Raw genomic sequence first — 22943 nt, 5'->3', positions numbered from 1 at the left:
GAGGCTGGATGAACGGCATCGCCGCACCGATCGTTGCTTACGAGCCTGCTCCGACTCAGGACTTCCTGAAGCCGCATCGCAAAGTCTCCGTCGTCATGGTCGTCTACATGACCGGCGAAGCCCTGCAGCAAAGCATCGAATGCGTGCTCGCCGACCCGCTGGTCGACGAGCTCGTGATCGTGGACAACGGTTCGACCCGCATGGAGGCGGCGCGGCTCAAGCGCCTGTCCGACGGCGACAAGCGCGTGCGGCTGATGACCGGTCACGGCAATGTCGGGTTCGCCCGCGGCGCCAATCTCGGCGCGCGCGCCGCGGCGGGCGACACCATCGTGTTCCTCAATCCTGACGCCTTCCTGCAGCCGGGCTGCATCGCCGAACTGGCGCGCGCCATCGAGGGCCGCCCGTCGCCGACCCTGGTCGGCGGACGGGTGCTCAACGCCGACCGGACCGAGCAGCGCGGCGCGCGGCGCGGCGACATCACGCCGGTCAGCGCGCTGATGAGCCTGAGCCACCTGTCGAAGATGATCCCGGCCTGGCGCCGCTACGAGGTGCACTGGGAATCCGAGGCGGCGCCCGAAGCCGTGATCCCGGTGCCGACCATCTCGGGGGCGTGCTTCTGCATGCGCCGCGAGGACTTCGACATCGTCCAGGGTTTCGACGAGGGCTACTTCCTCCACGTCGAGGACGTCGACCTGTGCTGGCGCGTGCGTCAGACGGGCGGCGACGTCCTGTTCCAGCCCAAGGCCGAGGTGATTCATCTTGGCCATACCAGCCACGCCAGCCCGCTGCGGGTCGAGTTCCACAAGGGCGTCGGCCTGGCGCGTTACTTCCGGAAACGTGCCGAAGGCTTCGGCGAGCAGGTGCTGGCCCTGATCCTGTCACCGATCATCGTCTGCACCGCGATTGCGCGCCCGATGATGTGGCGCATCCGCGGCCGCGCGGCCTAGGGAAACACGCCGGCGCGGCTGACCGAGGCGGCGATCGGCTTGTCCAGCAGACCCGACATCCACTTGGCGGTCTCGATCAGCGCGCCGATGTCGTAGCCGGTGGTGAAGCCGGCCCGCTCCAGCATGTAGACCAGGTCCTCGGTGCCGATGTTGCCGGTGGCGGCCGGCGCGAACGGGCAGCCGCCCAGGCCCCCGCAACTGGCGTCCAGGATATCGATCCCCGCCTCGACGCCGGCGAAGGCGTTCGCCAGGCCGGTGTTGCGCGTGTCGTGGAAGTGCAGGCGCAGCGGGATGTCGCCGATCACCTCCTTCACCGCCTCGACCCGGGCGCGGACCATCCAGGGATCGGCGACGCCGATGGTGTCGGCCAGGGCGATCTCGTCGACCTTGGCGTTCGCCGCTTCGCGCGCCAGCGACACCACGCGGTCCTGCGGGACCTCGCCGTCGAACGGACAGCCGAAGGCGGTCGAGAAGGTCACCGAGATCGGCGGTCCGCCTTCCGACTTCTGGCGTGCGGCGATGGCGTGCATGGCCTCGATCTGCTCGGCGACGTTGGCGCCCTGGTTGCGGATCCCGAACCCGTCCGACGAACAGACGACTACATTGGCCTCGTCGCAGTCGGCGGCGACCGCGCGTTCCCAGCCGCGCATGTTCAGCACCAGTCCGATTCGCGACAGTCCCGAGCCGCCAGGCAGCGCGGCCATGATCTCCTCCGCGCCGGCCATCTGCGGCACACGGTTCGGATTGACGAACGACACTACTTCCATGCGCTTGGCGCCGGCGGCCTGCAGGCGGCCGATGAAATCGAGCTTCTGCCCGACGTCGAGGATGGCCTTTTCGTTCTGCAGTCCGTCGCGCGGACCGACTTCGACGATTTCAATGAAGCGGCTCATGGAGTCTCAGATGGGGCTGGGGCGTAGATGCGTAAAGTCGTCTCGTCGCCGTTCGAGTAGTTCAGTCCCTCGACCTTGCCGATTTCTCGGGCCTTCAGGCCGCGGGCCTTCAGTTCGGCCTCGAAGGCGGCCTGTTCGCGGCCCTCGACGACCGCCGGGCGCTGGTCGGCCAGCGCCTCGATGGCCTCGGGCACGTCGCCCAGGTCCGTCGGGGTGCCCAGGGCGAACACCAGGCTCGGCTCGGCGAAGCCGGCGACCGCGATCGGCGCGGGGGTGAACCCCTGCCGGGGCAGCAGGCGCGCGTCTTCCAGCACCCGCTCCGAGCGCTGGGACAGCCACAGGGGCTCCAGCCGCGGGGCGAAGGCCGCGGCGAAGGCGCCGTGGCCAAGGATGGTAAGGGCGCCGGCGACGGTGATCGCCTTCAAGGCGTCGCCGCGCCACATCAGGAACGCGCCGCTCAGGCCGGCGGCGGCGAGCAGCAGCGCCGTGGCGATGGTCGCCGGCAGATCGCTGGGATCGCCGTACTCGCCATAGAGGTAGAAGATCGCCGCCGCGAACACGACGCCGACGAGGGACGAAAGCGCGATGCCGAGCCACTTGGGGATCGAGCCGATCGGCGGCCGCATCACCGCGGCGGCCATCAGCCAGGCCAGGGCGCCATAGGTCGGCAGGGTGTAGTGCACCAACTTGGTCGGGGTCGCCTCGAACACGATGAAGGCCGGAATCAGCCAGCACAGGGCGAAGCGCACGCCCGGCTCGTGGCGCGCCCGCCAGCCGAGCGCCAGCGCCGCGGGCAGCAGCAACGCGCCGGGGAAGATGAGCAGGGGCGTCAGGAGCGTATGGTAGCCGGGAGGCGCGCCGTGGCTTTCCTGGCCGCCGACCAGCTTGGGCGCGAAGTCGGCGCCGAAGGCGGTGGTCCAGAAGCCGCCGTCGGTCGCGACGGTGACGGCCGCCGCCCAGGGGCCGACGATGGCGGCCATCAGGATCAGGCCCCACCCCCAGCCCAGCCCCTTCAGCCAGGCGCCCTTGCGGTCCCAGGCCCACAGCGCCAGCGCTGTCAGGGTGACGACCATCAGGCCGACCGGGCCCTTGACCAGCATCGACAGCGACAGGCCCAGCCAGAACAGCAGTCGTGTCAGCCTTCCCGCAGGAGGGCCGTCGCGAGAGGCGGCGTAGATCCGCGCCAGGGCGGCCAGGGCCAGGGTGGTGGTTCCGGCCAGCACCGCGTCGGTCTTGGCGATGAAGGCCTCGGTGGAAAGCAGGAAGGTCGAGCCGAGGATGGCCCCGGCCAGCAGGCCGGTCGGTCCGCCGAAGAACACCGCCGCGCCCCAGGCGCAAGCCGCCGCCGCCAGCATGGCGCCCAGCAGCGAAGGCAGGCGGTAGGCCCAGATCTCCCGATCCTCGACCTGCGACACAAGCGCGACGCTGCCTGCCTGCATCCAGTGGATGCCGACCGGCTTCTTGAAGCGCGGCTGGTCCTGGAACTGGATGACGACGAAGTCGCCGGTCTCCAGCATCTGCGCCGTGGCCTGGGCGAACCGGCTTTCGTCGCGGTCCAGCGGAGGCATGGCGAAGACGCCGGGCAGACCAGCCAAAAGGGCGATGAGGGCTGCGAACGCCGGCGCGCGCCACCCCCGGCTGAACCGGTCCAGATAGGCCTGAAGACTCATGGCAGCGTTGATAGCATCCGCGCGGCGAATTTTCCGCTATGGAGGGGCCATGGCCAAATCAACGCCCGACATTTCCGTGGTCGTCCCCGTCTTCGACGAGGAGGGCGCGGCGCCCGACCTTGCACGCGAGATCGCTGCCGCCTTTGCTGGCCGCGACTACGAGATGATTTTCGTCGACGACAAGAGCCGCGACGGCACTCGCGCGGCCCTGGGCGCCCTGAAGGTCGAGATCCCGCAGCTGCGGGTGCTGAGCCACACCAGCAACTCCGGCCAAAGCCGGTCGATTCGCACGGGCATCCTGGCGGCGCGCGGCGACGTCATCGTGACCCTGGACGGCGATGGCCAGAACGATCCCGCCGATGGTCCCGGCCTGGTCGATGCGTTGACGGCGGGGCCGGCCGACCTGGTGCTCGTCGGCGGCGAGCGGGTCAAGCGCCAGGACAGCGCCGCCAAGAAGTTCGCCTCGCGGTTCGGGAACGGCGTGCGCAAGAAGTTGCTCAGGGACACCGCCAACGACACGGGCTGCGGCCTGAAGGCGTTCCGCCGCGAGGCCTTCCTGCGTCTGCCGTACTTCGATCACATCCACCGCTACCTGCCGGCGCTGATGCTGCGTGAGGGCTATCAGGTCGCGTTCCGGCCGGTGAACCATCGCCACCGCCAGACCGGCCAGTCGAAGTACACGAATCTCGGCCGGCTCTGGGCGTCTTTGTCCGACCTGTTCGGCGTGATGTGGCTGCAATCGCGCTCACGTCTGCCGGGCCGCGTGGAAGAGCTCTGAGGGCGGAGCGCTTGTCGCGTCTGGAGAAGCAGCGGAAGCTCCTGCTCGATCCCGAAGGGGGAGGGGTTTCGATGTTCGCCGCCGTGCCGCTGCTGGCCCTGCCCGTGCTCGCCTACAATATCGTCGCGCTGACCCTGGCCGGGGGGTTCGCCTCGCAGGAGGCGACGATCCGCATGACCGAGCCGCTGTTCACGGTGGCGATGAACTCCGCCGCCGCCTGGCCGGTGACCTTGGGCGACCTGCTGCTGCTTGCCGGGCTGGTGGTGCTGTTCATCGAGCTGCTCAAGTCGACCACGAGCCGCCGGACCGCGATCGTCAATCATGCCCTGTCGATGCTGCTGTTCGTCGGATGCCTGGTCGAGTTCCTGCTGGCCCCGGCCTTCGCGACCTCGACCTTCTTCCTGCTGACCGTGATGGTCCTGCTGGACGTCCTGGCCGGTTTCATCGTCACCATCGTCTCGGCGCGCCGAGACGTCGACTTCGGCCAAGGCGACTACTAGCGGCGCGGGCCGCTACGGCCCTAGGTGAGCGCGGAGAAGATCAGGGTGACGACGGCCAGATCGAAGAAGCGGGTGGCGATGGCGAACATGGGAGTCCCGTCGGCGATGGATTCACTCCTGGTTAAGCAAGACCGGCGCCAGACCGGACTCAGCTGATGGCCCTGTTCTTCGATCGCCAATGGTTTGAGGAAAAACTGGCCGAGCGCGGCCTCAACGCGCGGATCATGGCCGCCGCCGCCGGCATGAGCGAGACGGACCTCGCTCTGGCCTTCAAGGACCAGCGGGAACTTTCCGCCGAGGAGGTAGGCATTTTCGCCGATCTGCTGGGCGTGTCCGCCGCCGAGGTCGCCGATCGTGCGGGCATTTCGACGCCCGTGCCCGGACAGGGCGACCTGGGCGGGCGACTGCAGGGGCTGGAGCGGCGTGTGGCGGTGCTGGAGGCGGAGCTAGCGCGCCTGAAGGGGCGCTAGACCTCGGTCTTGGCCGTGCGGCCCTTCGGCGTGCGGCGGTCGGCCGAGCCGGAATATTCGATCTTGTTGTAGAGGCTGCGGGCGCTGTCGAGCGTCTCCTTGCCGCCGCGCAGGCCACGCTTCTGTCCGTCCTGGCCCAGCATGTGCGCGGCGAACGCCGCCTCGGGTTGGGGCGTGACGGCCGCCGGAGCGGGCGGCGCCGGCGGCTCGTAGACCGCCGGCACGTTGCGATCCATCGATTCGCCGCGGCGCACGTCGTCGGAGCGCCGAATGCGGCGCGCCGGGGTCGGCCTGCGGGCGGGGTCGATGGGCGAAGTCATGGCCTGGGAGCCTAGCGCAGCGGGGTTAAGCTAGCGTTTTGCCAGCTTCTCGATTTGCGCCTGCATCTCCGCCATCTGCTTCTTGAGGGCGTCGAGGCTCTCATCGGCGGCCGGCGGCGGTGCGGCGGCGGCCTTGGGCGCGGGCTGCGCGTCGTCCTGCGGCCGCGTATAGGCGAACGGCGAAAACATCTTCATCGCCCGATCGAACATCGCCAGGTTCTGGCGGATCTGATCTTCGTAGGCGCCGCCCAGGCCGGCGCCCTGGCCGATGTTGGAGAACTGCGAGCGCATGCGCTCCTGCTGTTCGGCGAAGGTGGCCAGCGACAGCTCCAGATAGCTGGGCAGGAAGGCCTGCATCGAGTTGCCATAGAACCCGATCAACTGGCGCAGGAACTGGATGGGCAACAGATTCTGCCCTTCGCGGCTCTCTTCCTCGAAGATGATCTGGGTCAGGACGGTGCGGGTGATGTCCTCGTTGGTCTTGGCGTCATAGACCACGAAATTGACGCCCTGCTTCACCATGTCCGACAGGTGCTCAAGCGTGACGTAGGAGGATGACGCGGTGTTGTAGAGCCGCCGGTTGGCGTACTTCTTGATGACGACGCGGCCGTCGTCGGATCCCTGGGTCTCGGCCATCCCACAGTCCTTTATCAGCCCGCCCCCGACGGCGGATTGTCATTCTTGCACCGCAGTATCGCGGATGCGAGGGGCTTCCGAAAGTAGGCGTTCCGATTAGGCGAGTCGGTTTGCACCCTTGCCCAAGCTCCGCCCTTTATCGATAGATGAAAACCTCAAATGAGCTGAGGAGCCCACCCATGAGCGACGTCGTCATCGTCTCGGCCGTCCGCACCCCCGTCGGATCGTTCAATGGGGCGCTTTCCAGCTTGCCCGCCCACGATCTCGGAAAGGTCGCCATCCAGGCGGCGATCGAGCGCGCGGGCATCGCCGCCGCCGACGTCGGCGAAGTGATCATGGGGCAGGTGCTGCAGGCCGGCGCCGGCCAGGGTCCCGCCCGCCAGGCGGCGGTCAACGCCGGCATCCCGGTGGAGAGCCCGGCCTGGAGCCTGAACCAGCTGTGCGGCTCGGGGCTTCGCGCCGTGGCGCTGGGCGCCCAGCAGATCGCCGACGGCTCGGCCTCCATCGTCATCGCCGGCGGCCAGGAAAGCATGAGCCAGGCGCCGCACGCCCAGCAGCTCCGCTCGGGGCAGAAGATGGGCGACCTCGCGCTGGTCGACACCATGATCAAGGACGGCCTCTGGGACGCCTTCCACGGCTACCACATGGGCCAGACCGCCGAGAACATCGCCGCCCGCTGGCAGATCACCCGCGATGAGCAGGACAAGTTCGCCGTCGCCAGCCAGAACAAGGCCGAGGCCGCCCAGAAGGCCGGCAAGTTCACGGGCGAGATCGCGCCGGTCACGATCAAGGGCCGCAAGGGCGATACGATTGTTGATCAGGACGAATACATCCGCCACGGCGCGACGCTGGAGAGCGTGGCGGGCCTGCGTCCGGCCTTCGCCAAGGACGGGTCGGTCACTGCCGCCAACGCTTCGGGCCTCAATGACGGCGCCGCTGCGCTGGTGCTGATGAGCGCCGAAGAGGCCGAGAAGCGCGGCCTCAAGCCGCTGGCCCGCATCGCTTCGTGGGCCAATGCCGGCGTCGATCCCGAGATCATGGGCACGGGCCCGATTCCGGCCAGCCGCAAGGCGTTGGAGAAGGCCGGCTGGAGCGTCGCCGACCTCGATCTCGTCGAATCGAACGAAGCGTTCGCCGCGCAATCGATCTGCGTCGTGCGCGACCTGGGGCTCGATCCGGCCAAGGTGAACGTCAACGGCGGCGCGATCGCCATCGGTCACCCGATCGGCGCTTCGGGCGCCCGCATTCTCACCACCCTTGTGCACGAAATGAAACGTTCCGGCGCCAAGAAGGGTCTGGCGACCCTTTGCGTCGGGGGCGGCATGGGCGTGGCCATGTGCGTCGAGTCAGTCTGACGTTCCTGTTCCTGGAGCGCCGGACCAACCGGCGCCCAGAGATTTAAACGAGGGAGGCGAGCCCGATGGGCAGAGTGGCGTTCGTGACGGGGGGAACCCGGGGTATCGGCCGGGCTATCGTCGAGCGATTGAAGAGCGACGGCTTCGCCGTCGCAGCCGGCTATTCCGGCAATGAGGAGGCCGCCCAGGCCTGCGCGGCCGAGTTGGGCGTAATGGTCGTGAAGGGCAATGTGGGCAGTTTCGACGACTGCCGCCGCGCGGTCGAGACAGTGACCGCCGAGCTCGGCCCGATCGAGGTGCTGGTCAACAACGCCGGCATCACCCGCGATGGCGTGTTTCACAAGATGACGCCCGAGCAGTGGTCGGAAGTCATCCGCGTGAACATGGATTCGGTGTTCAACATGACCCGCCACGTGATCGAGGGCATGCGCGACCGGGGCTGGGGCCGGGTCATCAACATCTCGTCGATCAACGGCCAGAAGGGCCAGATGGGCCAGACCAACTACTCGGCGGCCAAGGCCGGAGTCATTGGCTTCACCAAGGCGCTGGCGCTGGAGAACGCCCGAAAGGGCGTCACCGTGAACTGCATCGCGCCGGGCTACATCGACACCGAGATGGTCCAGGCCGTGCCCGAAAACGTGCTGGCCTCGATCATCGGACAGATCCCGGTCGGCCGCTTGGGCAAGGGCGAAGAGATCGCCGACATGGTTGCGTTCCTGGCCGGCGAGCACGCCGGCTATGTCACCGGATCGACATTGTCGCTGAACGGTGGCCAGTACATGGCCGGCTAAGCTTGAGGCGCGTCCAAAAAGCGCCCCAGTCAAAGGGCATCTGCCTAGCTCGATGGTGAGCGAAAGACCGGCGTCAGCGTACCTAAGTCTCATCGCCGTGGCGCTTGCCGCGGCGATGAGCCTTGTCTGTGCGTCGAGCGCGCTCGCCGCCGGACCTCAGACTCTGCGCGAGGGCCTGTTCGGCGACCGACCGGCGCCGGGCCGCCAGCCGAGCCCGCCCGTCGCCCGGTATGTCAGCGAAGACGGCGACGAGTTCGTGCTCGATCGCAGCCAGCCCCGCGTCTACATGAAGTTCGACGCCAGCCCCGAAATATGGGCGCTGCGACCGCATCCGGCGCCGCGCGGCGACGTGATCTACAAGAACGATCTGGGCGAGCCGATGTTGCGCGCGACGCGCCTCGGCGGCCTCACCCTGTTCACCGCCGATCGCCCTGGCGGCTCGCCGGCCGCCCTTGCCGGCGCCGGCGGCGCCCTGCGTCTGGCGCCGCTCAGCCCACAGGTTCTGCTCGAGCGTCTGGCCCAGGCCAGCGCCCGGGCGACGCGCGCGGCGCGGCGCCTGATTCCCTTCGAGGCCGACGCCTCCCCGGCCTCGTCGGCGGTCGTCGCCGACGCCGCGGCCGTGACGGCGGAGGCGGTGGTGCGCATCTCGCGCCGCCCCGACGGCCGCAGCCTTCTGTCGCGGGTCAAGAAGGTGAAGCTGGTCGAAGGCCGCCGGCCTTCCGCCATCCTGTACGGCGAGGAAATGCGGATCACCGTAACCCCGGCCGACGGGCTTTACGGCCGTCCCTCGTCCGACCGCATCATGCAGGCCGCGGGCTCCCGCTAGCGGCCCCTGCATGCAAAAGCCCGCCACGGGTTGGCGGGCTCTCGATGGGCCGGGACCGCGCTGCTAGCGCTGGGCGAGCATCTGCGAGGTCGCCGCCTGCCGCATCGCCAGCTTTTCCTGGATCTCCGCGCGGGCGCCCTGCAGGCAGTCCTGACGGGCAGAGAGGGTGATGCGGCCCGCCGCGGCGTTGCTGCAGTACGCGCTCGCCGCCTTGGCGACCCGATGCTCCAGGGTGTGGGCGTCGCGCGGCGAACCGACGGCGATGTCCGAAACCTTCACCGCGACGGGGGCGGCCTGGGCGCTGGTCGTCAGGGCCAGCGCCGGGACAGCCGCCAGGGCGATGGTCGCCAGGCCGGCCAGGGTGTTGCTGAACTTGGTCATCTGAACTCTCCCTATTCTGGTGGCTTTGCTTGCCGCCGATGGCGTAGGGATATTTCAGAGTGCGACGATAAGTCTTGTTAAGTCGGGGTAATGACGCAGATTTAAGAATATTACCGAATGTACATTCGACATCATTACTTGGATGTTAGTCGGCGTTCTCGATGCTGATCGCCCGGCCCGCCGACGGCGATAGATTTACTCCGCTTGCGGTGAAGCCGTACCAGCCCTTAGGATTCAGCCTCAAAAGGGGAGGGCGGCTTTCATGGCCTTCAAGCTCAATGTGAACGGCAAGACTCTGTCGGCGGACGTCGACGGGGATACGCCTCTGCTCTGGGTGCTGCGTGACACCCTCGGCATACTCGGTCCCAAATACGGCTGCGGCGTCGCCCAATGCGGGGCCTGCACCGTACACGTGGACGGCGCCCCGATGCGCTCGTGCGCGATCCCGGTAGAGGGATTGGGCGCCGCTAAGATCGTCACCATCGAGGGCGTGGGCGCCGGCGCCGTCGGCAAGAAGGTCCAGCAGGCCTGGAGCGAGCTCGACGTCGCCCAGTGCGGCTACTGCCAGGCCGGCCAGATCATGTCGGCCACGGCGTTGCTGACCGAAAAGCCCAAGCCGACCGACGCCGACATCGACGAGGCGATGGCTGGCAACATCTGCCGCTGCGCGACCTACACGCGCATCCGCGCGGCCATCAAGCTGGCGTCCGGCCAGAAGACGGAGGCCTGATCATGGCGGACGGATCGCACCTTCCCTCGGCCAACCGCCGCGACGTGCTCGCGGGCGCCGGCCTGGTCCTCTCCTTCGCGATCGCCGGCAAGGCCGGCGCGGCCGAAGCCGGCGGCGCGGGCGGCAAGCTCAACGCCTATGTGCGCGTGGCGCCCGACAACAGCGTCACCATCGTCGCGAAGAACCCCGAGGTCGGCCAAGGCATCAAGACGATGCTGCCGATGCTGATCGCCGAGGAACTCGACGTCGACTGGGCGCAGGTCCGTACTGAGCAGGCGAAGAACGACTTCGCCACCTATGGCCGCCAGTTCGCCGGCGGCAGCATGGCGACGCCGCTGCACTGGGACGAACTGCGGCGCGTCGGGGCTGCGGCCCGGATGATGCTGGTCGCCGCCGCGGCGCAGGGCTGGGGCGTGCCGGCCACTGAGTGCACGACCGCCGCCGGCGTGGTTCACCATGCGGGCTCGAAGCGCAAGGCGACCTATGGATCGCTGGCGACCAAGGCCGCCTCCGTCACGGTGCCGGACCTGAAGACTGTCCCGCTGAAGGACGCCAAGGACTACAAGATCATCGGCAAGCCGCTGCGCCAGGTGGACACCGACGCCATCGTCACCGGCAAGCCGCTGTTCGGCATCGACGTCGTCGTGCCCGGCATGCTGTTCGCCACCTTCGAAAAGGCTCCGGTATTCGGCGCCAAGGTCGCCAGCGCCGACCTGGCCGCGGCCAAGGGCGTCAAGGGCGTGCGCGACGCCTTCGTGGTCGAGGGCGGGACCGTGCTCGACGGGTTGCTGCCGGGCGTCGCCGTGGTCGCCGACAACTGGTGGGCGGCGCGCAAGGCGCGCGACAAGCTGAACATCCGCTGGGCCGAGCATCCGACCGCCAGCCAGTCTTCGGCCGCCTTCGCGGCCCAGGCATTGGCGCTTTCCAAGGCCGCGCCAGGCAAGACCGAGCGCAATGACGGCGACGTGGACGCGGCGCTGAAGGGCGCGGCCAAGACGGTCGAGGCGGCCTACGCCTACCCGTTCATCTCGCACGCCAATCTCGAGCCGCAGAACTGCACGGCGCACTTCAAGGACGGCAAGGTCGAGATCTGGGCCCCGACCCAGAACCCCGAGCCCGGCCGTCAACTGGTCGCCAAGACCCTGGGCGTCGCCCCGGACGACATCACCATTCACATGATCCGCGGCGGCGGCGGTTTCGGCCGCCGGCTGATGAACGACTACATGGTCGAGGCGGTCTGGATTTCCAAGCAGGTCGGCGCGCCGGTGAAGCTGCTCTGGACGCGTGAAGACGACATGCGCCACGACTTCTATCGCCCGGCCGGCTGGCACTTCCTGAAGGGCGGGGTGGACGCGGCGGGCGAGATCGTCGGCTGGCACGACCACTTCGTCACTCTCGGCGAGAACGGAACCCCGGCGCGCAGCGCCGGCATGTCGCCGACCGAGTTCCCGGCCCGCTTCCTGACCAACTATCGCTATGACCTGTCGATGGTGCCGTGCGGCGTGCCGACCGGCCCCCTGCGTGCGCCGGGCTCGAACGCGATCTCCTTCGTCGTGCAGTCGTTCATCGACGAACTCGCCCACGCGGCGGGCGCCGATCCGGTGGCGTTCCGGCTGAAATTGCTGGGCGACAAGCCGATGGTCGGCGAGCCTCCGTCCGGCTACGCCGCCGGACGCATGGCCGCGGTGGTCAAGCTGGCCGCCGAGAAATCGGGCTGGGGCCGCAAGCTGCCCAAGGGTTCGGGCCTGGGCGTCGCATTCCACTACAGCCACCTGGGCTACTTCGCCGAAGTGGTGGAGGTGGCGGTCGCCGCCGACGGCGCGATCAAGGTGGTGAAGGTGTGGGTGGCGGCCGATGTCGGCCGGCAAGTGATCAATCCGTTCGGCGCGCTGAACCAGATCGAGGGTTCGGTGCTGGACGGACTTTCAGGCGCGCTGCATCAGAAGATCACCATCGAGAACGGGGCGGCGGTCGAGAGCAACTTCACCGACTATCCGTTGATGCGGATCAACGAGGCGCCGCCGATCGAAACGCACTTCATCAAGTCGGACAATTCGCCGACCGGCCTGGGCGAACCGGCCCTGCCGCCGATCGTCCCGGCGCTGTGCAATGCGATCTTCGCCGCCACAGGAAAGCGCATTCGTCAGCTTCCGATCGATACAGCCATGCTCAAGAGTGGATAAGCGCGTCAGCCTAAGCCATCATAGGCTTGGGAGGACGCGGCGGGGCTGATCCGTCGTCGCCTGCATAACAAGAATAAGATCGATGACGACGACGGTCCGTGCACCGACCAAGCGCTTTGAGTTGCGCAAGAACGCGATTGTGGGTTCGGCCGTGGAGGTCCTCAATCGGCGGGGCGTACGCGGCATGACTCTGGCCGACGTGGCTGCGCGGCTCGACCTGGTGCCCACCGGCGTCATCTACTACTTCAAGAACAAGGAAGATCTGGCCGCCGCCTGCTTCCTGCGCGGGATCGAGCGCTACAACGACCTCATCGCGCTCGCGGAGGGCGGCCCCGACGTCCGGGCGCGGCTGAAGCTGTTCCTCGACGCCTACTTCGACTACCGCGCCCGCATGATGGCCGGGGACGTCGAGCCCCTCACCGTCTTCAACGATGTCCGTGCGTTGAACAGCGCGTCGGTCAACGCCGCCTATGTCGACATGTTCCGCCGCATCCGCACGCTGTTCGCGGGGCCGGAGACGCGTGGCCTGTCGCGGCCGGCGCTCGGCGCGCGCGCGCTGCTGTTGATCTCCGAAGTGTTCTGGGCGCCGGTCTGGCTGCACCGGAACGACGTGGAGGACTTCGGCCGCGTCTCGCAGCGGGTCTGGTCGATCAGCGTCGATGGTCTGGCCGCCCCGGGCGCCGCCTGGAATCCGGTGGCCCTGCCGACTCTGATCCCGAAATTGGGTGGAGAGGCTTCCAGCGAGCTCTTCTTGCGCGCCGCCACGCAGCTGATCAACGAGGAGGGCTATGTCGGCGCCTCGGTCGAGAAGATCTCGTCGCGGCTCAACGTCACCAAGGGCGCCTTCTATCACCACCACGAGACCAAGGACGAATTGGTCGTGGCGTGCTTCGAGCGGACGTTCGACGTCATGCGCAGGGCCATCCGTCAGGCCGAGGCGGTGTCGACCAGCGGCTTGCAGACCCTGACGACCATCGCCTCCGCCCTGGTCGAGTATCAGCTGAACGGCAACGCGCCGCTGCTGCGCGCGTCGGCGCTCACCTCGGCGCCGGAAGCGATCCAGCCCCAGCTGGTGGCGCGCTTCGACCGGCTCTCCGATCGCTTCGCCTCGTTGATCTCCGACGGGATTGTCGACGGGTCGGTGCGGCCGGTCGACGTCAATATCGGCGCGCAGATGCTGACGGCGATGATCAACGCCGCCGCCGAACTGCATCACTGGACGCCGGGGGTGACGCCGCAAACGGCGGCGGCGCTCTATGTCCGGCCGTTCTTCGAGGGCCTGGCTTCCAAGCAGGCATAGACGTCCCAGGCGACGCCCGGGCAAAGTGAGCCAAAAGCCCGAGGGAACGCCACGTGAAGAAGCTGCTGATCGCCAACCGCGGCGAGATCGCCATCCGTATCGCCCGCACCGCCGCGGACATGGGGATCGAGACTCTGGCGGTCTACTCCAGCGATGACGCGGCTTCGCTTCACACCCGCATGGCCGACGGCGCCCACGCCCTGAACGGGGCTGGGCCTGCGGCCTATCTCGACGGTGCGCAGATCCTCGCCGCGGCGCGGGAGCATGGCTGCGATGCGGTGCACCCCGGGTACGGATTTCTGTCCGAGAACGCCGCCTTTGCACGGACGTGCGCCGAAGCCGGGGTGACGTTCGTCGGCCCGTCGCCCGAAACCTTGGAGCTGTTCGGCGACAAGGGCGCGGCCCGGGCGTTGGCGGAGCGCTGCGACGTTCCGATCCTCGCGGGGACTCAAGGCGGCGTCACCTTGGCCGAGGCGCGGGTGTTTCTCGAGGGCCTGGGCGCGGGCGGCGCGGTGATGGTCAAGGCGGTCGCCGGCGGGGGCGGCCGGGGGATGCGGCCGGTTCGGTCGGCCGACGAGCTCACCGGCGCCTTCGAACGCTGCGCGTCCGAGGCGCAGGCCGCCTTCGGCGACGGGGCGCTCTATGTCGAGGAATTCCTGCCACGCGCGCGCCACGTCGAGGTGCAGATCGTCGGCGACGGACAGGTTGTGTCCCATCTCTGGGACCGCGAGTGCAGCCTGCAGCGACAGCGCCAGAAGGTCGTCGAGATCGCGCCGGCCGCCACCCTGCCGCTCGAGACCCGCGAGCGGCTGTTCGAGGCCGCCGTGGCCCTTGGGCGCGCCGCCCGCTATCGCAATCTGGGCACGGTGGAGTTCCTGGTCACTGGCGATCGCGTCGTGTTCATCGAGGCCAATCCGCGCCTTCAGGTCGAACACACGGTGACCGAAGAGGTCACTGGCCTTGATCTTGTCCGTATACAGATTGAATTGGCCCGCGGGGGATCGCTGGCCGACCTCGGGCTGACCCAAGCGGACATACCGCGCCCGCGCGGGGTGGCGGTCCAGGCGCGGGTGAACCTCGAAACCATGACGCCCGACGGCTCCGCCAAACCTTCCGGGGGCGTGCTCTCGGCCTACGAGCCGCCGTCCGGGCGCGGGGTGCGCGTCGACGGCTTCGGATATGGCGGCTACCGCACCAGCGCCCGGTTCGACTCGCTGCTGGCCAAGCTGATCGTCCATGGCCCCGACCTGCCTTCCGCGGTCGCCAAGACCCGGCGCGCGTTGTCCGAGTTCAAGATCGTCGGCGCCGCCACCAACATCGGCTTCCTGCAGAGCCTGCTGGGCCATCCCGCCGTCGCCGCCGGCGAGGTTCATACGCGGCTCATCGAAGAGCGGATGGAGGAATTGGCCCAGGCTCCGGCCTCGCCGCAGCTCTTTTTCGCGACCGCCGCGGCCGCAGCGCCCAAGCGTGCGGGGGCGCAGATCGATGCGTCCGATCCGCTCGCCGTGCTGAGCCATGGAAAGGCCGAGGCGGCGGCGCAGGAGGATCTCGAGGATGCCGACGGCCCTGAAGGCACGAAGCCGGTTCGCGCGCCGCTGCAGGGCACCGTCATCGGCCTGATGGTCCAGGCCGGCGACGAGGTCCGCGAGGGCCAGCCGCTCTTCGTCATGGAAGCCATGAAGATGGAGCATGTCGTCACCGCGGAGACTTCCGGCGTCGTGCGGCTGGTGGCTGTGGGGGAGGGCGACACGGTCTTCGAGGACCATGCCCTGGCTTTCATCGAGCCTGCCGACGTGGCCGGCGGCGCCGTTGCGACGGAAGAGGACGTCGACCTCGACCATATCCGCCCAGACCTGGCCGAGGTGCTGGAACGCCAGCGCATGACCCTGGACGAGGCGCGCCCGGACGCGGTCGCGCGCCGGCGCAAGACCGGTCAGCGCACTACCCGGGAGAACATCGACGATCTGTGCGATCCGGGCAGCTTCACCGAGTACGGCGCGCTCACCGTGGCGGCGCGCCGGCGCCGCAACACAGTGGACGAGCTGATCGCCCAGACCCCGGCCGACGGCATGGTCATGGGGTTGGGGGCGGTCAACGGCGACCGCTTCGCCGAGGACCGGTCCCGCGTTGCGGTGATGGCCTACGACTACACCGTGCTCGCCGGCACCCAGGGCTCGCACAATCACGACAAGCTCGACCGGATGAGCGAGATCGCCGCGCGCTGGCGGCTGCCGACAGTGTTCTTCACCGAGGGCGGCGGCGGGCGGCCCGGCGACACCGAGGGCGGCGGCTTCGTCCGCGGGTTCGAGTTCTGGGGCAGGCTTTCCGGCGCGGTGCCGCTGGTGGGCGTCTCCTCGGGCCGCTGCTTCGCCGGCAACGCCGCCATCCTCGGCTGCTGCGACGTGATCATCGCGACCAAGGACTCGGCGCTCGGCATGGGCGGTCCGGCCATGGTCGAGGGCGGCGGGCTTGGCGTCTTCCGTCCCGAGGAGATCGGGCCGATCAAGGTCATGCAGGCCAACGGCACGATCGACGTGCTGGCGCAGGACGAGGCCGACGCCGTGCGCCTGGCCAAGCAGTACCTCTCGTATTTCCAGGGGCCGGTCGCCGATTGGTCGTGCGCCGACCAGCGCCTGCTGCGCCGGGCGATCCCCGAGAACCGCCTGCGCGTCTACGACATCCGCAAGGTGATCGAACTGATCGCCGACGAGGGCTCGGTGCTGGAACTGCGGCCCAAGTTCGGCCTCGCCATGGTCACCGCCTTTATCCGGATCGAGGGCAGGCCTGTCGGGGTCTTCGCCAACAATCCGCAGCATTTGGGCGGCGCGATCGATTCCGACGCCTCCGACAAGGCCGCCCGCTTCATGCAGCTGTGCGAGGCCTTCGACATTCCGCTGCTGTCGCTCTCCGACACGCCCGGCAACATGGTCGGACCTGAGGCGGAGAAGACCGGCCTCATCCGCCACTGTTCGCGGCTGTTCGTGATCGGGGCGAACCTGACCGTGCCGCTGTTCTCCGTGATCCTGCGCAAGAGCTATGGCCTGGGCGCCATCGCCATGACCGGCGGCTCCTATCAGGGCTCGATGTTCTGCGTCTCATGGCCGACCGGCGAGTTCGGCGGCATGGGCCTGGAGGGATCGGTGAAGCTCGGCTACCGGAACGAGCTTGCGGCCATCGAGGACCCGGCCGCCCGCAAGGCCAAGTTCGACGACATGGTCGCCGCAGCCTACGCCCGCGGCAAGGCGCTGTCCCAGGCGATGGGCCCCGCGCTCGACGACGTCATCGATCCGAAGGACACGCGGCGATGGGTTCTGTCGGGTCTCAAGTCGTTGCCGCCGCTGCCGGTCCGCACCGGCAAGAAGCTGCGTTGGATCGACAGCTGGTGATCCCAGACTTGCAAGATACAACTTGTGTATGGACCGCGTCCGCGGGGCCGTGTGAGAAGCGCTCAACACCCCCGGAGCCGCGCCTTGCACCGTTCCACCAAGTCCGCCGAGCGCATCAGCGCGCAGAAGCTCCGGGCGCTGGCCGCAGCCTTGAGCCTGCCCGCGGGCGCGCTGCTCGACGGCATGGCGGCGGAGCCCGCCGACGTCGATCTGGCCGATGTCCTGCAGACGCTGCCGCTCGCCTGCCGCCGCCGGATCGTGCGCGTCGCCGTCTCGCTGAGCGCCTGACCCGCCGGCCGGCGCACGGGGGTGTGACCGCGCCCGGCTTGCCTCGCCATGCGCGTTAAGCAAGTTTACAAACCCTAAGCCTCGCGGCCTGCGCTGGCGCGCCCGCCCGTCAGAGGCGGCCGCCGCACCGGCCGCTGAGGGTCGGGGGACGAGTCATGGATAGGCTGGCCACGCTCACGCCACGCGAGCGGCAGTGCCTGATGGGGGTGGCCCGCCACCTCCAGTCGAAGGAGATCGCGCGCGAACTCGGGCTCGAAGCGCGCACGGTCGACAAGCACATCGAACGGGCGATGAAGAAGCTGGGCGCCGCCAACCGCCGCGACGCCGCCCGCATGCTCGCCGGCGATGTACGCGATGACTACGTAGGGGCGCCGCTCCCCCTGGCCGCCGGCGTCGAGGAGATGCTGACCTCCTTGTCGAAAGGAGGCGCACATGCCCCACACGGCGAAACAACTGCCACAGACCACCTGGGGCGACCTGGAAGCGATCTTCGACAGCCTGGCCAGCACGGGCCAGCAGAAGGAGACGGTGCATCACCTTCTGCAGGTGACGCGGGAGCTGAGCCCCTATCTCACGAGGCTCGATCTGCTGCGCGAGATTATCTGCATCGCGCTCGTCTTGTTGCCCGCGGAAGCTCAGCCCCCCCAGTCGTGGAGGTGGCTGGCTCAAGGCCCGCCCGGACCCCCTGGCGACGGCTCGTGAGCGCCATGCTGTTCACCCTGGTCGCTGGGGCCTTGCTGATCGGCGGTTTGGCCATCGCCATCCAGCTTGGCCATCTCATGCAGGCGCTCGACGTCTGGCTTGCCCGCGGCTGACGGCTCCAGGCCGCCGCCGTTTTCCATCGCAGCTCATCACACACACGTCCCGCGCCACGGCGCGGAGGAAGGACACCTCATGCAACGTCGCGAACTGGCCCAGGCCATCGCCACCTCGCTCTTCGAAACCGAGGCCGCGCTGGACGCCGCCCTCGAAAAGGCCGCCCTGCTGATCGCCCAGACCAGCGCCCTGCGCCGCGAGCACAACTACTCCGCCGTGCTTGGCCACGAGGCGGTGTCCGCGTTGACCCGCACGATCGACGCGCTGGGCGCTGCGCGCGGCCACGCCATGTCGGCGCATGCCGCCTTCGAGAAGGCCTCGCCGCAGCTGGGCGTTCAGCCCACGACCCTGCACGGCACCGGCGTCGAGAAGCCGCCGACCGGCGTAGCGGAGGGCGAGGGGCCGATCCTGCGCGCCGTCGCCAGCGCGGCTTGACGCAATGCTCGCACCGCTTTCCCTTCCGGGGATGAGCTGGTTCGAGATGTTCAATGCGCCCGTTCAGCTGACCGGCGCCGTCGCCACGGCGGCGGTCACGCTGGTGGCGCTCTGGAAGGGCGGCGTTCCCGAGCGGATCGCCGCCTGCGTCAGTCTCGCGGCCTTCTTCCTCAGCCCGTTCGCCCAGCAGCTCGGCGGCTTGCCGCAGCCGCTGTGGGGCGTGGCCGCGGTGGATGCGGCGGTGCTCGGCGTCGTGACCTTGCTGATCTGGTTCTACGACCGCCAGTGGCTGATCGGCGCCTGGGCGGCCGAGGCGCTGACCTTGATGTGCCACGCCGCCAAGCTGGCCGACGTCACCCTGCTGGCGCGGGGCTACGTCGCCAGCCTCTACATCCTCTATTTCGGGTTCCTGGCCTCGCTGGCCTGGGGAGCGTTCGAGGCGAACGCCCGCCGCACGAAGGCGGCGGACGCCTAGCTCCTAGTGCGGCACGTAGGTGCGCAGCACGTCCTCGATGATCCGTTCCAGCTGCCCCAGGGTGTTGCAGGTCTTGGCCACGTGGCAGAAGCGCTCGTAGCGGTACATGACGCTGTCCCCCTGGCTCCAGTAGCTCTCGGGCTCGGGGTTCAGCCAGATGACCGAGCGGGCGCGAGTCTGGATCGTGGCCATCAGATCGAGGCGCGGATCGGCATAATTCGACCGCCCGTCTCCCAGGAAGATGACGGTGGTGTGCCGGTCGACGCTGTCGAGGTGGTTCTCGCAGAAGTCCTCCAGCGACTTGCCGTAGTCGGTCTGCTGGAAGCCGATCTTGCGCAGCACCTGGAAGATGGCGCCGTCGACATGCTCGTCGTCGAGGATGTCGTTGACGCTGATCAGTCGGCCGGAGAACGCATAGGCCTCCATCCGGTCGACCACCTCGTTCAGCGAGTAGAGGAAGGTCAGCAGGAACTGTGCGGCCGCGGCCACCGACTTCGACACGTCGCAGATGCAGATGATCGACGGCTTGTCGATCTTCTCGGTCTTCCAGATGACCTCGAACGGCATGCCGCCATACGGCATCGACTTTCGCAGCGTGCGGCGGATGTCCATGTGGCCCTTGCGGGCGCGGTTGCGGCGGCGCGAGTAGCGGTCGGCCAGACGCTTGGCCATTTTCTTGACCAGCGCCTGCATCATCGCCTGGTCGACGGGATCGATGCCGCCGTCGGCGTTCAGCGCCTTGCGGGCAAGCATCTCCTCGCGCAGCATCTTGCCCGAGCCTGAGGCATAGAGCTCGTGCTGGCGCTCGACATAGCGCTGGGCTTCCTGGGCCAGGCGCCGCTTGCCCGCCTCCAGGCGATCGGCCGCGTCGCCGCCGCCTTCCAGCTTGCGGGCGTTGTTGATCAGCGCCTCGATCTCCGCGAGGCCCATCTCCTCGAGCAGCCGCCGGGTCAGGCGCGAGCGCTGGGTCGTCAGGCGGATCTGCGAGACCTGCGCGCGCTGGGCGGCTTCCTCCATCGCCTGGGCCAGGCCCGAGGCGTCGCCCTCCAGCAGCATGCGGGCCAGCTCCGAGTCCTCGGCGCCTTCCGGCAAGCCCTCCATCGGATCGCCGTCGCCTTGCGGCGGCGGCTCGAAGGCGAGCTCGTCACGCGAGAAGAAGGTCTCGAACGTCTCGTCGAACCGGATCACTTCGTCCGCGGTCTTGGCCAGGGTCGCGCACAGCGCGTCCTTGAACAGCTCGCGGTCGGTGAACCCGACCTTCGCCACCGTCCGGTGTGCGTCGATCGCCTCTACAGGCGAGACCTTGACGTCCGCGGCCCGCAGGGCCCGGAAGAAGTCTTCCAAAGCGCCCTGCATGGGGTCAGGCCGCCGGACGGCGCAGCAGCTCGGAGATTTGCGGCTCCACCGCGGCGATGTCCGGTTCGAACTTCAGCAGAACGTTGAGCGTGTCGCGCACGACCTCAGGGCTCAGGCTGTCGGCGTTCAGCAGGATCAGCGCGCGCGCCCAGTCCACCGTCTCCGAGATCGAGGGCGACTTGCGCAGGTCGAGCGTGCGCAGCGACTGCACGAAGTTCACCAGGCTGGCGGTGAGCGTCTGCTCGATGTCCGGCACGCGGCTGGCGACGATCTTGCGCTCCAGGTCGGCGTCGGGCAGCGGGATGTGCAGGTGCAGGCAGCGGCGCTTCAGCGCATCGCCGAGGTCGCGGATGTTGTTCGAGGTCAGGAACACCAGCGGCGGCGTCTTGGCTTCGATCACGCCGAGTTCCGGGATCGAGACCTGATAGGCCGACAGCATTTCCAGCAGGAAGGCTTCGAACGCCTCGTCGGACTTGTCGATTTCGTCGATCAGCAGGACGCAACCGTCGTCTTCCTTCAGCGCCTTCAGCAGCGGGCGCGGTTCCAGGAAGGGCTCGGAGAAGAACAGGTCGCCGATGCCGTGCAGGCGGTCCATCGCCGCGTCCATGTCCTTGGCGTCGGAGAGCGCTTCGCCCATCCGGTCCTTGAGGATCTGGGTGTAGAGCAGCTGCTTGCCGTATTTCCACTCGTACAGCGCCTTGGACTCGTCCAGGCCCTCGTAGCACTGCATGCGGATCAGCGGCTGGCCGAGCAGCTTGGCGGTCGACAGCGCCAGCTCGGTCTTGCCCACGCCGGCCGAACCTTCGACCAGGATCGGCTTCTGCAGGTGAATGGCCATGTAGAGGGCGGTGGCGATCCGGCGGGAGGCGATGTAGCCGACGCTGGCCAGCCCTTCGGTCAGGGCGTCCACGGAAGACAGGACGTCCGGCTGCGCGGCCTTAATCGCCGCGGGAGAGGTAGCGGTCAAAGTCTCAAACTTTCAAAAGTCGCGCGAAATGGCGCCTGGCTATCTTCAATGGGCGAGAGTGTGCAGGCGGCGAGGGCCGCGTGCAAGCGCTGGTTCAAACGGGTGTTGGGTGCGCTCCGCCCAGAGTGTCATCCCGGTTTCGGCGCAGCCGAAGACCGGGATGACACGACGGGGCGAGGGGACGCCTACACCCCATACGGCCGATACGGCCCGGCGATGAGTTGTTCGAACACGCCCATGCCTTCGACCGGCGCCTCGCCGGGCAGGGTCAGGGTTACGCGGCTGAGCGCCTGGATGTGCCAGTTCTCGGGGCTGCCCATGTTGGTCGCGGCCAGGTCGATGTCCTCGCGCTCGACGACGAGGTCGCCCTTGTAACCTCCGTGGCGCCAGTCGGGCGCGCCATAGCCGATGCCGCGCATCAGGAAGGTCAGGAACGGCTTGAAGCTGATCTTGGCCGAACCCTGAGCCAGCGGAATGTTCAGCGTGCCGGTGCTGGCGTGGCGGGTGCCGGCGATCAGCGAGACCTCGTCCATGGTCGGCTCTTCGCTTTCGTAGAAGCCGTCATGGCCGGCGCCGTCCGGGGCGATCACCGCGCGGGTGTTCCATGGACGCCCTTCGGGATCGGCGTTGACGTGGAAGAAGATGCTGCGGTCGGCGAAGTTCAGCGGGGTCCATTGCCAGAAGAAACCGCCCAGGGTCATCGGGACCGGCGGTTGGGGATCGGGCGCGCCGATCGGCCGGATGCCCCACGAGCGGTCGCGCGTGCCGACCGAGCCGCTGGCCAGCTCCTTGCGCACGCCGTCGACCTCGATCCAGCCGCTGCAACGTACGTTCTGGGTCAGGCGGGTGTAGTCCATGAAGGCGCGCGGTCCGATCCGCCGCATGAAACGCGGCTCCTCGATCGGGAAGGAGCGGCCCTCGAAGACGATCTCGGCGGCGAAGCCGTTCGACGGCGCGACCGTGACCTTCAACTTCTGCAGCGGCTCGAGAATCTCGATCGAGATCGGCCCGCAGGAGAGGTCGAGCCGCTCCATGTTCATCACCTTGGAGGCGTGCAGGCAGTGCTCGACGCCGTCGCGGATCACCGAGAAATGGGCGTCCGCCACATTGAGCTGGGGGTAGACGCCGAAGGCGACGGCGAAGAACTCGGTCCCGTCCGGCTGATAGCCGTTGAAAAAGTAGCGGTCGTAGAAGTTCCGGTCCGTGCCGGCATAGGCGATCGGTTCGGGCGTCTGGTGGATCGGAAAATCGTCGGCCTTGGTCAGCATGCGGGCGTCCTCCCAGACGTGTCTTGCACTGCAGCGATCATGTCTTTGTCGATTGACGGTATTGCGACGTCGCCGTGTGCGGCATTATCAAGTGAACAAAGATAACAAGACAAGGGAGGACGCTTTTTGCTGACGCCACGTAAGGTTACGCGGCGTGAACCAGCAACGGGCG

23 protein-coding genes and 1 pseudogene are annotated in these 22943 nt (G+C 68.2%); 16 read left to right on the top strand and 8 right to left on the bottom strand.

The window, feature by feature from the left end; genetic code table 11:
- The first annotated feature begins 8 nt into the window (after positions 1-8).
- Positions 9-947, top strand: coding sequence for a glycosyltransferase family 2 protein (locus ASC79_RS13725; RefSeq protein ID WP_056017299.1), 939 nt, complete (start codon positions 9-11; stop codon positions 945-947).
- Here ASC79_RS13725 and ASC79_RS13720 read toward each other — a convergent pair.
- Positions 944-1840, bottom strand: a complete 897-nt coding sequence (locus ASC79_RS13720; protein ID WP_056017297.1) for a hydroxymethylglutaryl-CoA lyase — start codon at positions 1838-1840, stop codon at positions 944-946. The two genes, ASC79_RS13725 and ASC79_RS13720, sit on opposite strands and share 4 nt — an antisense overlap.
- Positions 1837-3510, bottom strand: coding sequence for a glycosyltransferase family 39 protein (locus tag ASC79_RS13715; RefSeq protein ID WP_056017295.1), 1674 nt, complete (start codon positions 3508-3510; stop codon positions 1837-1839). Before ASC79_RS13715 ends, ASC79_RS13720 begins: the two co-directional genes overlap by 4 nt.
- Before the next feature lie 49 nt (positions 3511-3559).
- Between ASC79_RS13715 and ASC79_RS13710 the strand changes: the two genes are divergently transcribed.
- The 3 genes from ASC79_RS13710 to ASC79_RS13700 all read left to right on the top strand — a co-directional run bounded on the left by ASC79_RS13710 (position 3560) and on the right by ASC79_RS13700 (position 5258).
- Positions 3560-4288: a glycosyltransferase family 2 protein gene (locus ASC79_RS13710; protein WP_056017292.1), complete on the top strand. Its 729-nt coding sequence runs from the start codon at positions 3560-3562 to the stop codon at positions 4286-4288.
- A gap of 71 nt (positions 4289-4359) precedes the next feature.
- The gene (locus ASC79_RS13705; protein WP_056017984.1) at positions 4360-4788 is read left to right on the top strand and encodes a hypothetical protein; all 429 of its coding nucleotides are present in this window, start codon (positions 4360-4362) and stop codon (positions 4786-4788) included.
- A gap of 155 nt (positions 4789-4943) precedes the next feature.
- Positions 4944-5258: a hypothetical protein gene (locus tag ASC79_RS13700; protein ID WP_056017289.1), complete on the top strand. Its 315-nt coding sequence runs from the start codon at positions 4944-4946 to the stop codon at positions 5256-5258.
- Here ASC79_RS13700 and ASC79_RS13695 read toward each other — a convergent pair.
- Together ASC79_RS13695 and phaR are read right to left on the bottom strand one after the other, a co-directional pair.
- Positions 5255-5578, bottom strand: a complete 324-nt coding sequence (locus ASC79_RS13695) for a hypothetical protein (protein ID WP_156378268.1) — start codon at positions 5576-5578, stop codon at positions 5255-5257. The two genes, ASC79_RS13700 and ASC79_RS13695, sit on opposite strands and share 4 nt — an antisense overlap.
- A 30-nt stretch (positions 5579-5608) precedes the next feature.
- Positions 5609-6214 carry a polyhydroxyalkanoate synthesis repressor PhaR gene (gene phaR / locus ASC79_RS13690; protein WP_056017286.1) on the bottom strand — a complete coding sequence of 202 codons (606 nt, stop codon included), beginning with the start codon at positions 6212-6214 and terminating at the stop codon, positions 5609-5611.
- Between the two features lie 179 nt (positions 6215-6393).
- Here phaR and ASC79_RS13685 point away from each other — a divergent pair, with 179 nt between their 5' ends.
- The 3 genes from ASC79_RS13685 to ASC79_RS13675 all read left to right on the top strand — a co-directional run bounded on the left by ASC79_RS13685 (position 6394) and on the right by ASC79_RS13675 (position 9186).
- Positions 6394-7569, top strand: coding sequence for an acetyl-CoA C-acetyltransferase (locus tag ASC79_RS13685; protein ID WP_056017284.1), 1176 nt, complete (start codon positions 6394-6396; stop codon positions 7567-7569).
- Between the two features lie 65 nt (positions 7570-7634).
- Positions 7635-8360, top strand: coding sequence for an acetoacetyl-CoA reductase (gene phbB / locus ASC79_RS13680; RefSeq protein ID WP_056017281.1), 726 nt, complete (start codon positions 7635-7637; stop codon positions 8358-8360).
- 115 nt (positions 8361-8475) lie between these two features.
- On the top strand, positions 8476-9186 hold the full coding sequence (locus ASC79_RS13675; protein WP_235528663.1) for a DUF4908 domain-containing protein: 711 nt from the start codon (positions 8476-8478) through the stop codon (positions 9184-9186).
- A 63-nt stretch (positions 9187-9249) separates the two neighbouring features.
- Here ASC79_RS13675 and ASC79_RS13670 read toward each other — a convergent pair whose 3' ends face one another.
- Entirely contained in the window at positions 9250-9567 is a 318-nt protein-coding gene (locus ASC79_RS13670; RefSeq protein ID WP_056017278.1) for a UrcA family protein, read from the bottom strand.
- A 262-nt stretch (positions 9568-9829) separates the two neighbouring features.
- Between ASC79_RS13670 and ASC79_RS13665 the strand changes: the two genes are divergently transcribed.
- From ASC79_RS13665 to ASC79_RS13625, 9 genes and pseudogenes are all read left to right on the top strand, one after another.
- Positions 9830-10297: a (2Fe-2S)-binding protein gene (locus tag ASC79_RS13665; protein ID WP_056017275.1), complete on the top strand. Its 468-nt coding sequence runs from the start codon at positions 9830-9832 to the stop codon at positions 10295-10297.
- A gap of 2 nt (positions 10298-10299) precedes the next feature.
- Positions 10300-12480, top strand: a complete 2181-nt coding sequence (locus ASC79_RS13660) for a xanthine dehydrogenase family protein molybdopterin-binding subunit (protein ID WP_056017272.1) — start codon at positions 10300-10302, stop codon at positions 12478-12480.
- Positions 12481-12562: 82 nt separating this feature from the next.
- Positions 12563-13780: a TetR/AcrR family transcriptional regulator gene (locus ASC79_RS13655; protein ID WP_056017270.1), complete on the top strand. Its 1218-nt coding sequence runs from the start codon at positions 12563-12565 to the stop codon at positions 13778-13780.
- A gap of 53 nt (positions 13781-13833) precedes the next feature.
- Positions 13834-17166: a carboxyl transferase domain-containing protein gene (locus ASC79_RS13650; protein WP_056017267.1), complete on the top strand. Its 3333-nt coding sequence runs from the start codon at positions 13834-13836 to the stop codon at positions 17164-17166.
- Positions 17167-17250: 84 nt separating this feature from the next.
- Complete coding sequence (locus ASC79_RS13645) at positions 17251-17454, top strand: hypothetical protein (protein WP_056017264.1); 204 nt, start codon at positions 17251-17253, stop codon at positions 17452-17454.
- Positions 17455-17609: 155 nt separating this feature from the next.
- Positions 17610-17777, top strand: a pseudogene (locus ASC79_RS21655) (LuxR C-terminal-related transcriptional regulator); the annotation flags it as partial.
- A 109-nt stretch (positions 17778-17886) separates the two neighbouring features.
- Positions 17887-18156 carry a hypothetical protein gene (locus ASC79_RS13635; RefSeq protein ID WP_056017258.1) on the top strand — a complete coding sequence of 90 codons (270 nt, stop codon included), beginning with the start codon at positions 17887-17889 and terminating at the stop codon, positions 18154-18156.
- A gap of 192 nt (positions 18157-18348) precedes the next feature.
- On the top strand, positions 18349-18705 hold the full coding sequence (locus ASC79_RS13630) for a hypothetical protein (RefSeq protein ID WP_056017255.1): 357 nt from the start codon (positions 18349-18351) through the stop codon (positions 18703-18705).
- Positions 18706-18709: 4 nt separating this feature from the next.
- Positions 18710-19180, top strand: coding sequence for a hypothetical protein (locus ASC79_RS13625; protein ID WP_156378267.1), 471 nt, complete (start codon positions 18710-18712; stop codon positions 19178-19180).
- Between the two features lie 3 nt (positions 19181-19183).
- Here the strand turns inward: ASC79_RS13625 and ASC79_RS13620 are convergent, their stop codons facing one another.
- The 3 genes from ASC79_RS13620 to ASC79_RS13610 form a co-directional block, all read right to left on the bottom strand.
- The gene (locus ASC79_RS13620; protein ID WP_056017249.1) at positions 19184-20536 is read right to left on the bottom strand and encodes a VWA domain-containing protein; all 1353 of its coding nucleotides are present in this window, start codon (positions 20534-20536) and stop codon (positions 19184-19186) included.
- Positions 20537-20540: 4 nt separating this feature from the next.
- Positions 20541-21503 carry a MoxR family ATPase gene (locus ASC79_RS13615; RefSeq protein WP_235528661.1) on the bottom strand — a complete coding sequence of 321 codons (963 nt, stop codon included), beginning with the start codon at positions 21501-21503 and terminating at the stop codon, positions 20541-20543.
- 185 nt (positions 21504-21688) lie between these two features.
- On the bottom strand, positions 21689-22771 hold the full coding sequence (locus ASC79_RS13610; RefSeq protein ID WP_056017246.1) for a hypothetical protein: 1083 nt from the start codon (positions 22769-22771) through the stop codon (positions 21689-21691).
- Positions 22772-22943 lie beyond the last annotated feature (172 nt).

The organism is Phenylobacterium sp. Root1290 (genome assembly GCF_001425305.1).
Classification (GTDB): domain Bacteria; phylum Pseudomonadota; class Alphaproteobacteria; order Caulobacterales; family Caulobacteraceae; genus Phenylobacterium.
The sequence above is the reverse complement of the archived record's forward strand: the minus strand, read 5'-3'. Positions and strand labels throughout refer to the sequence as shown.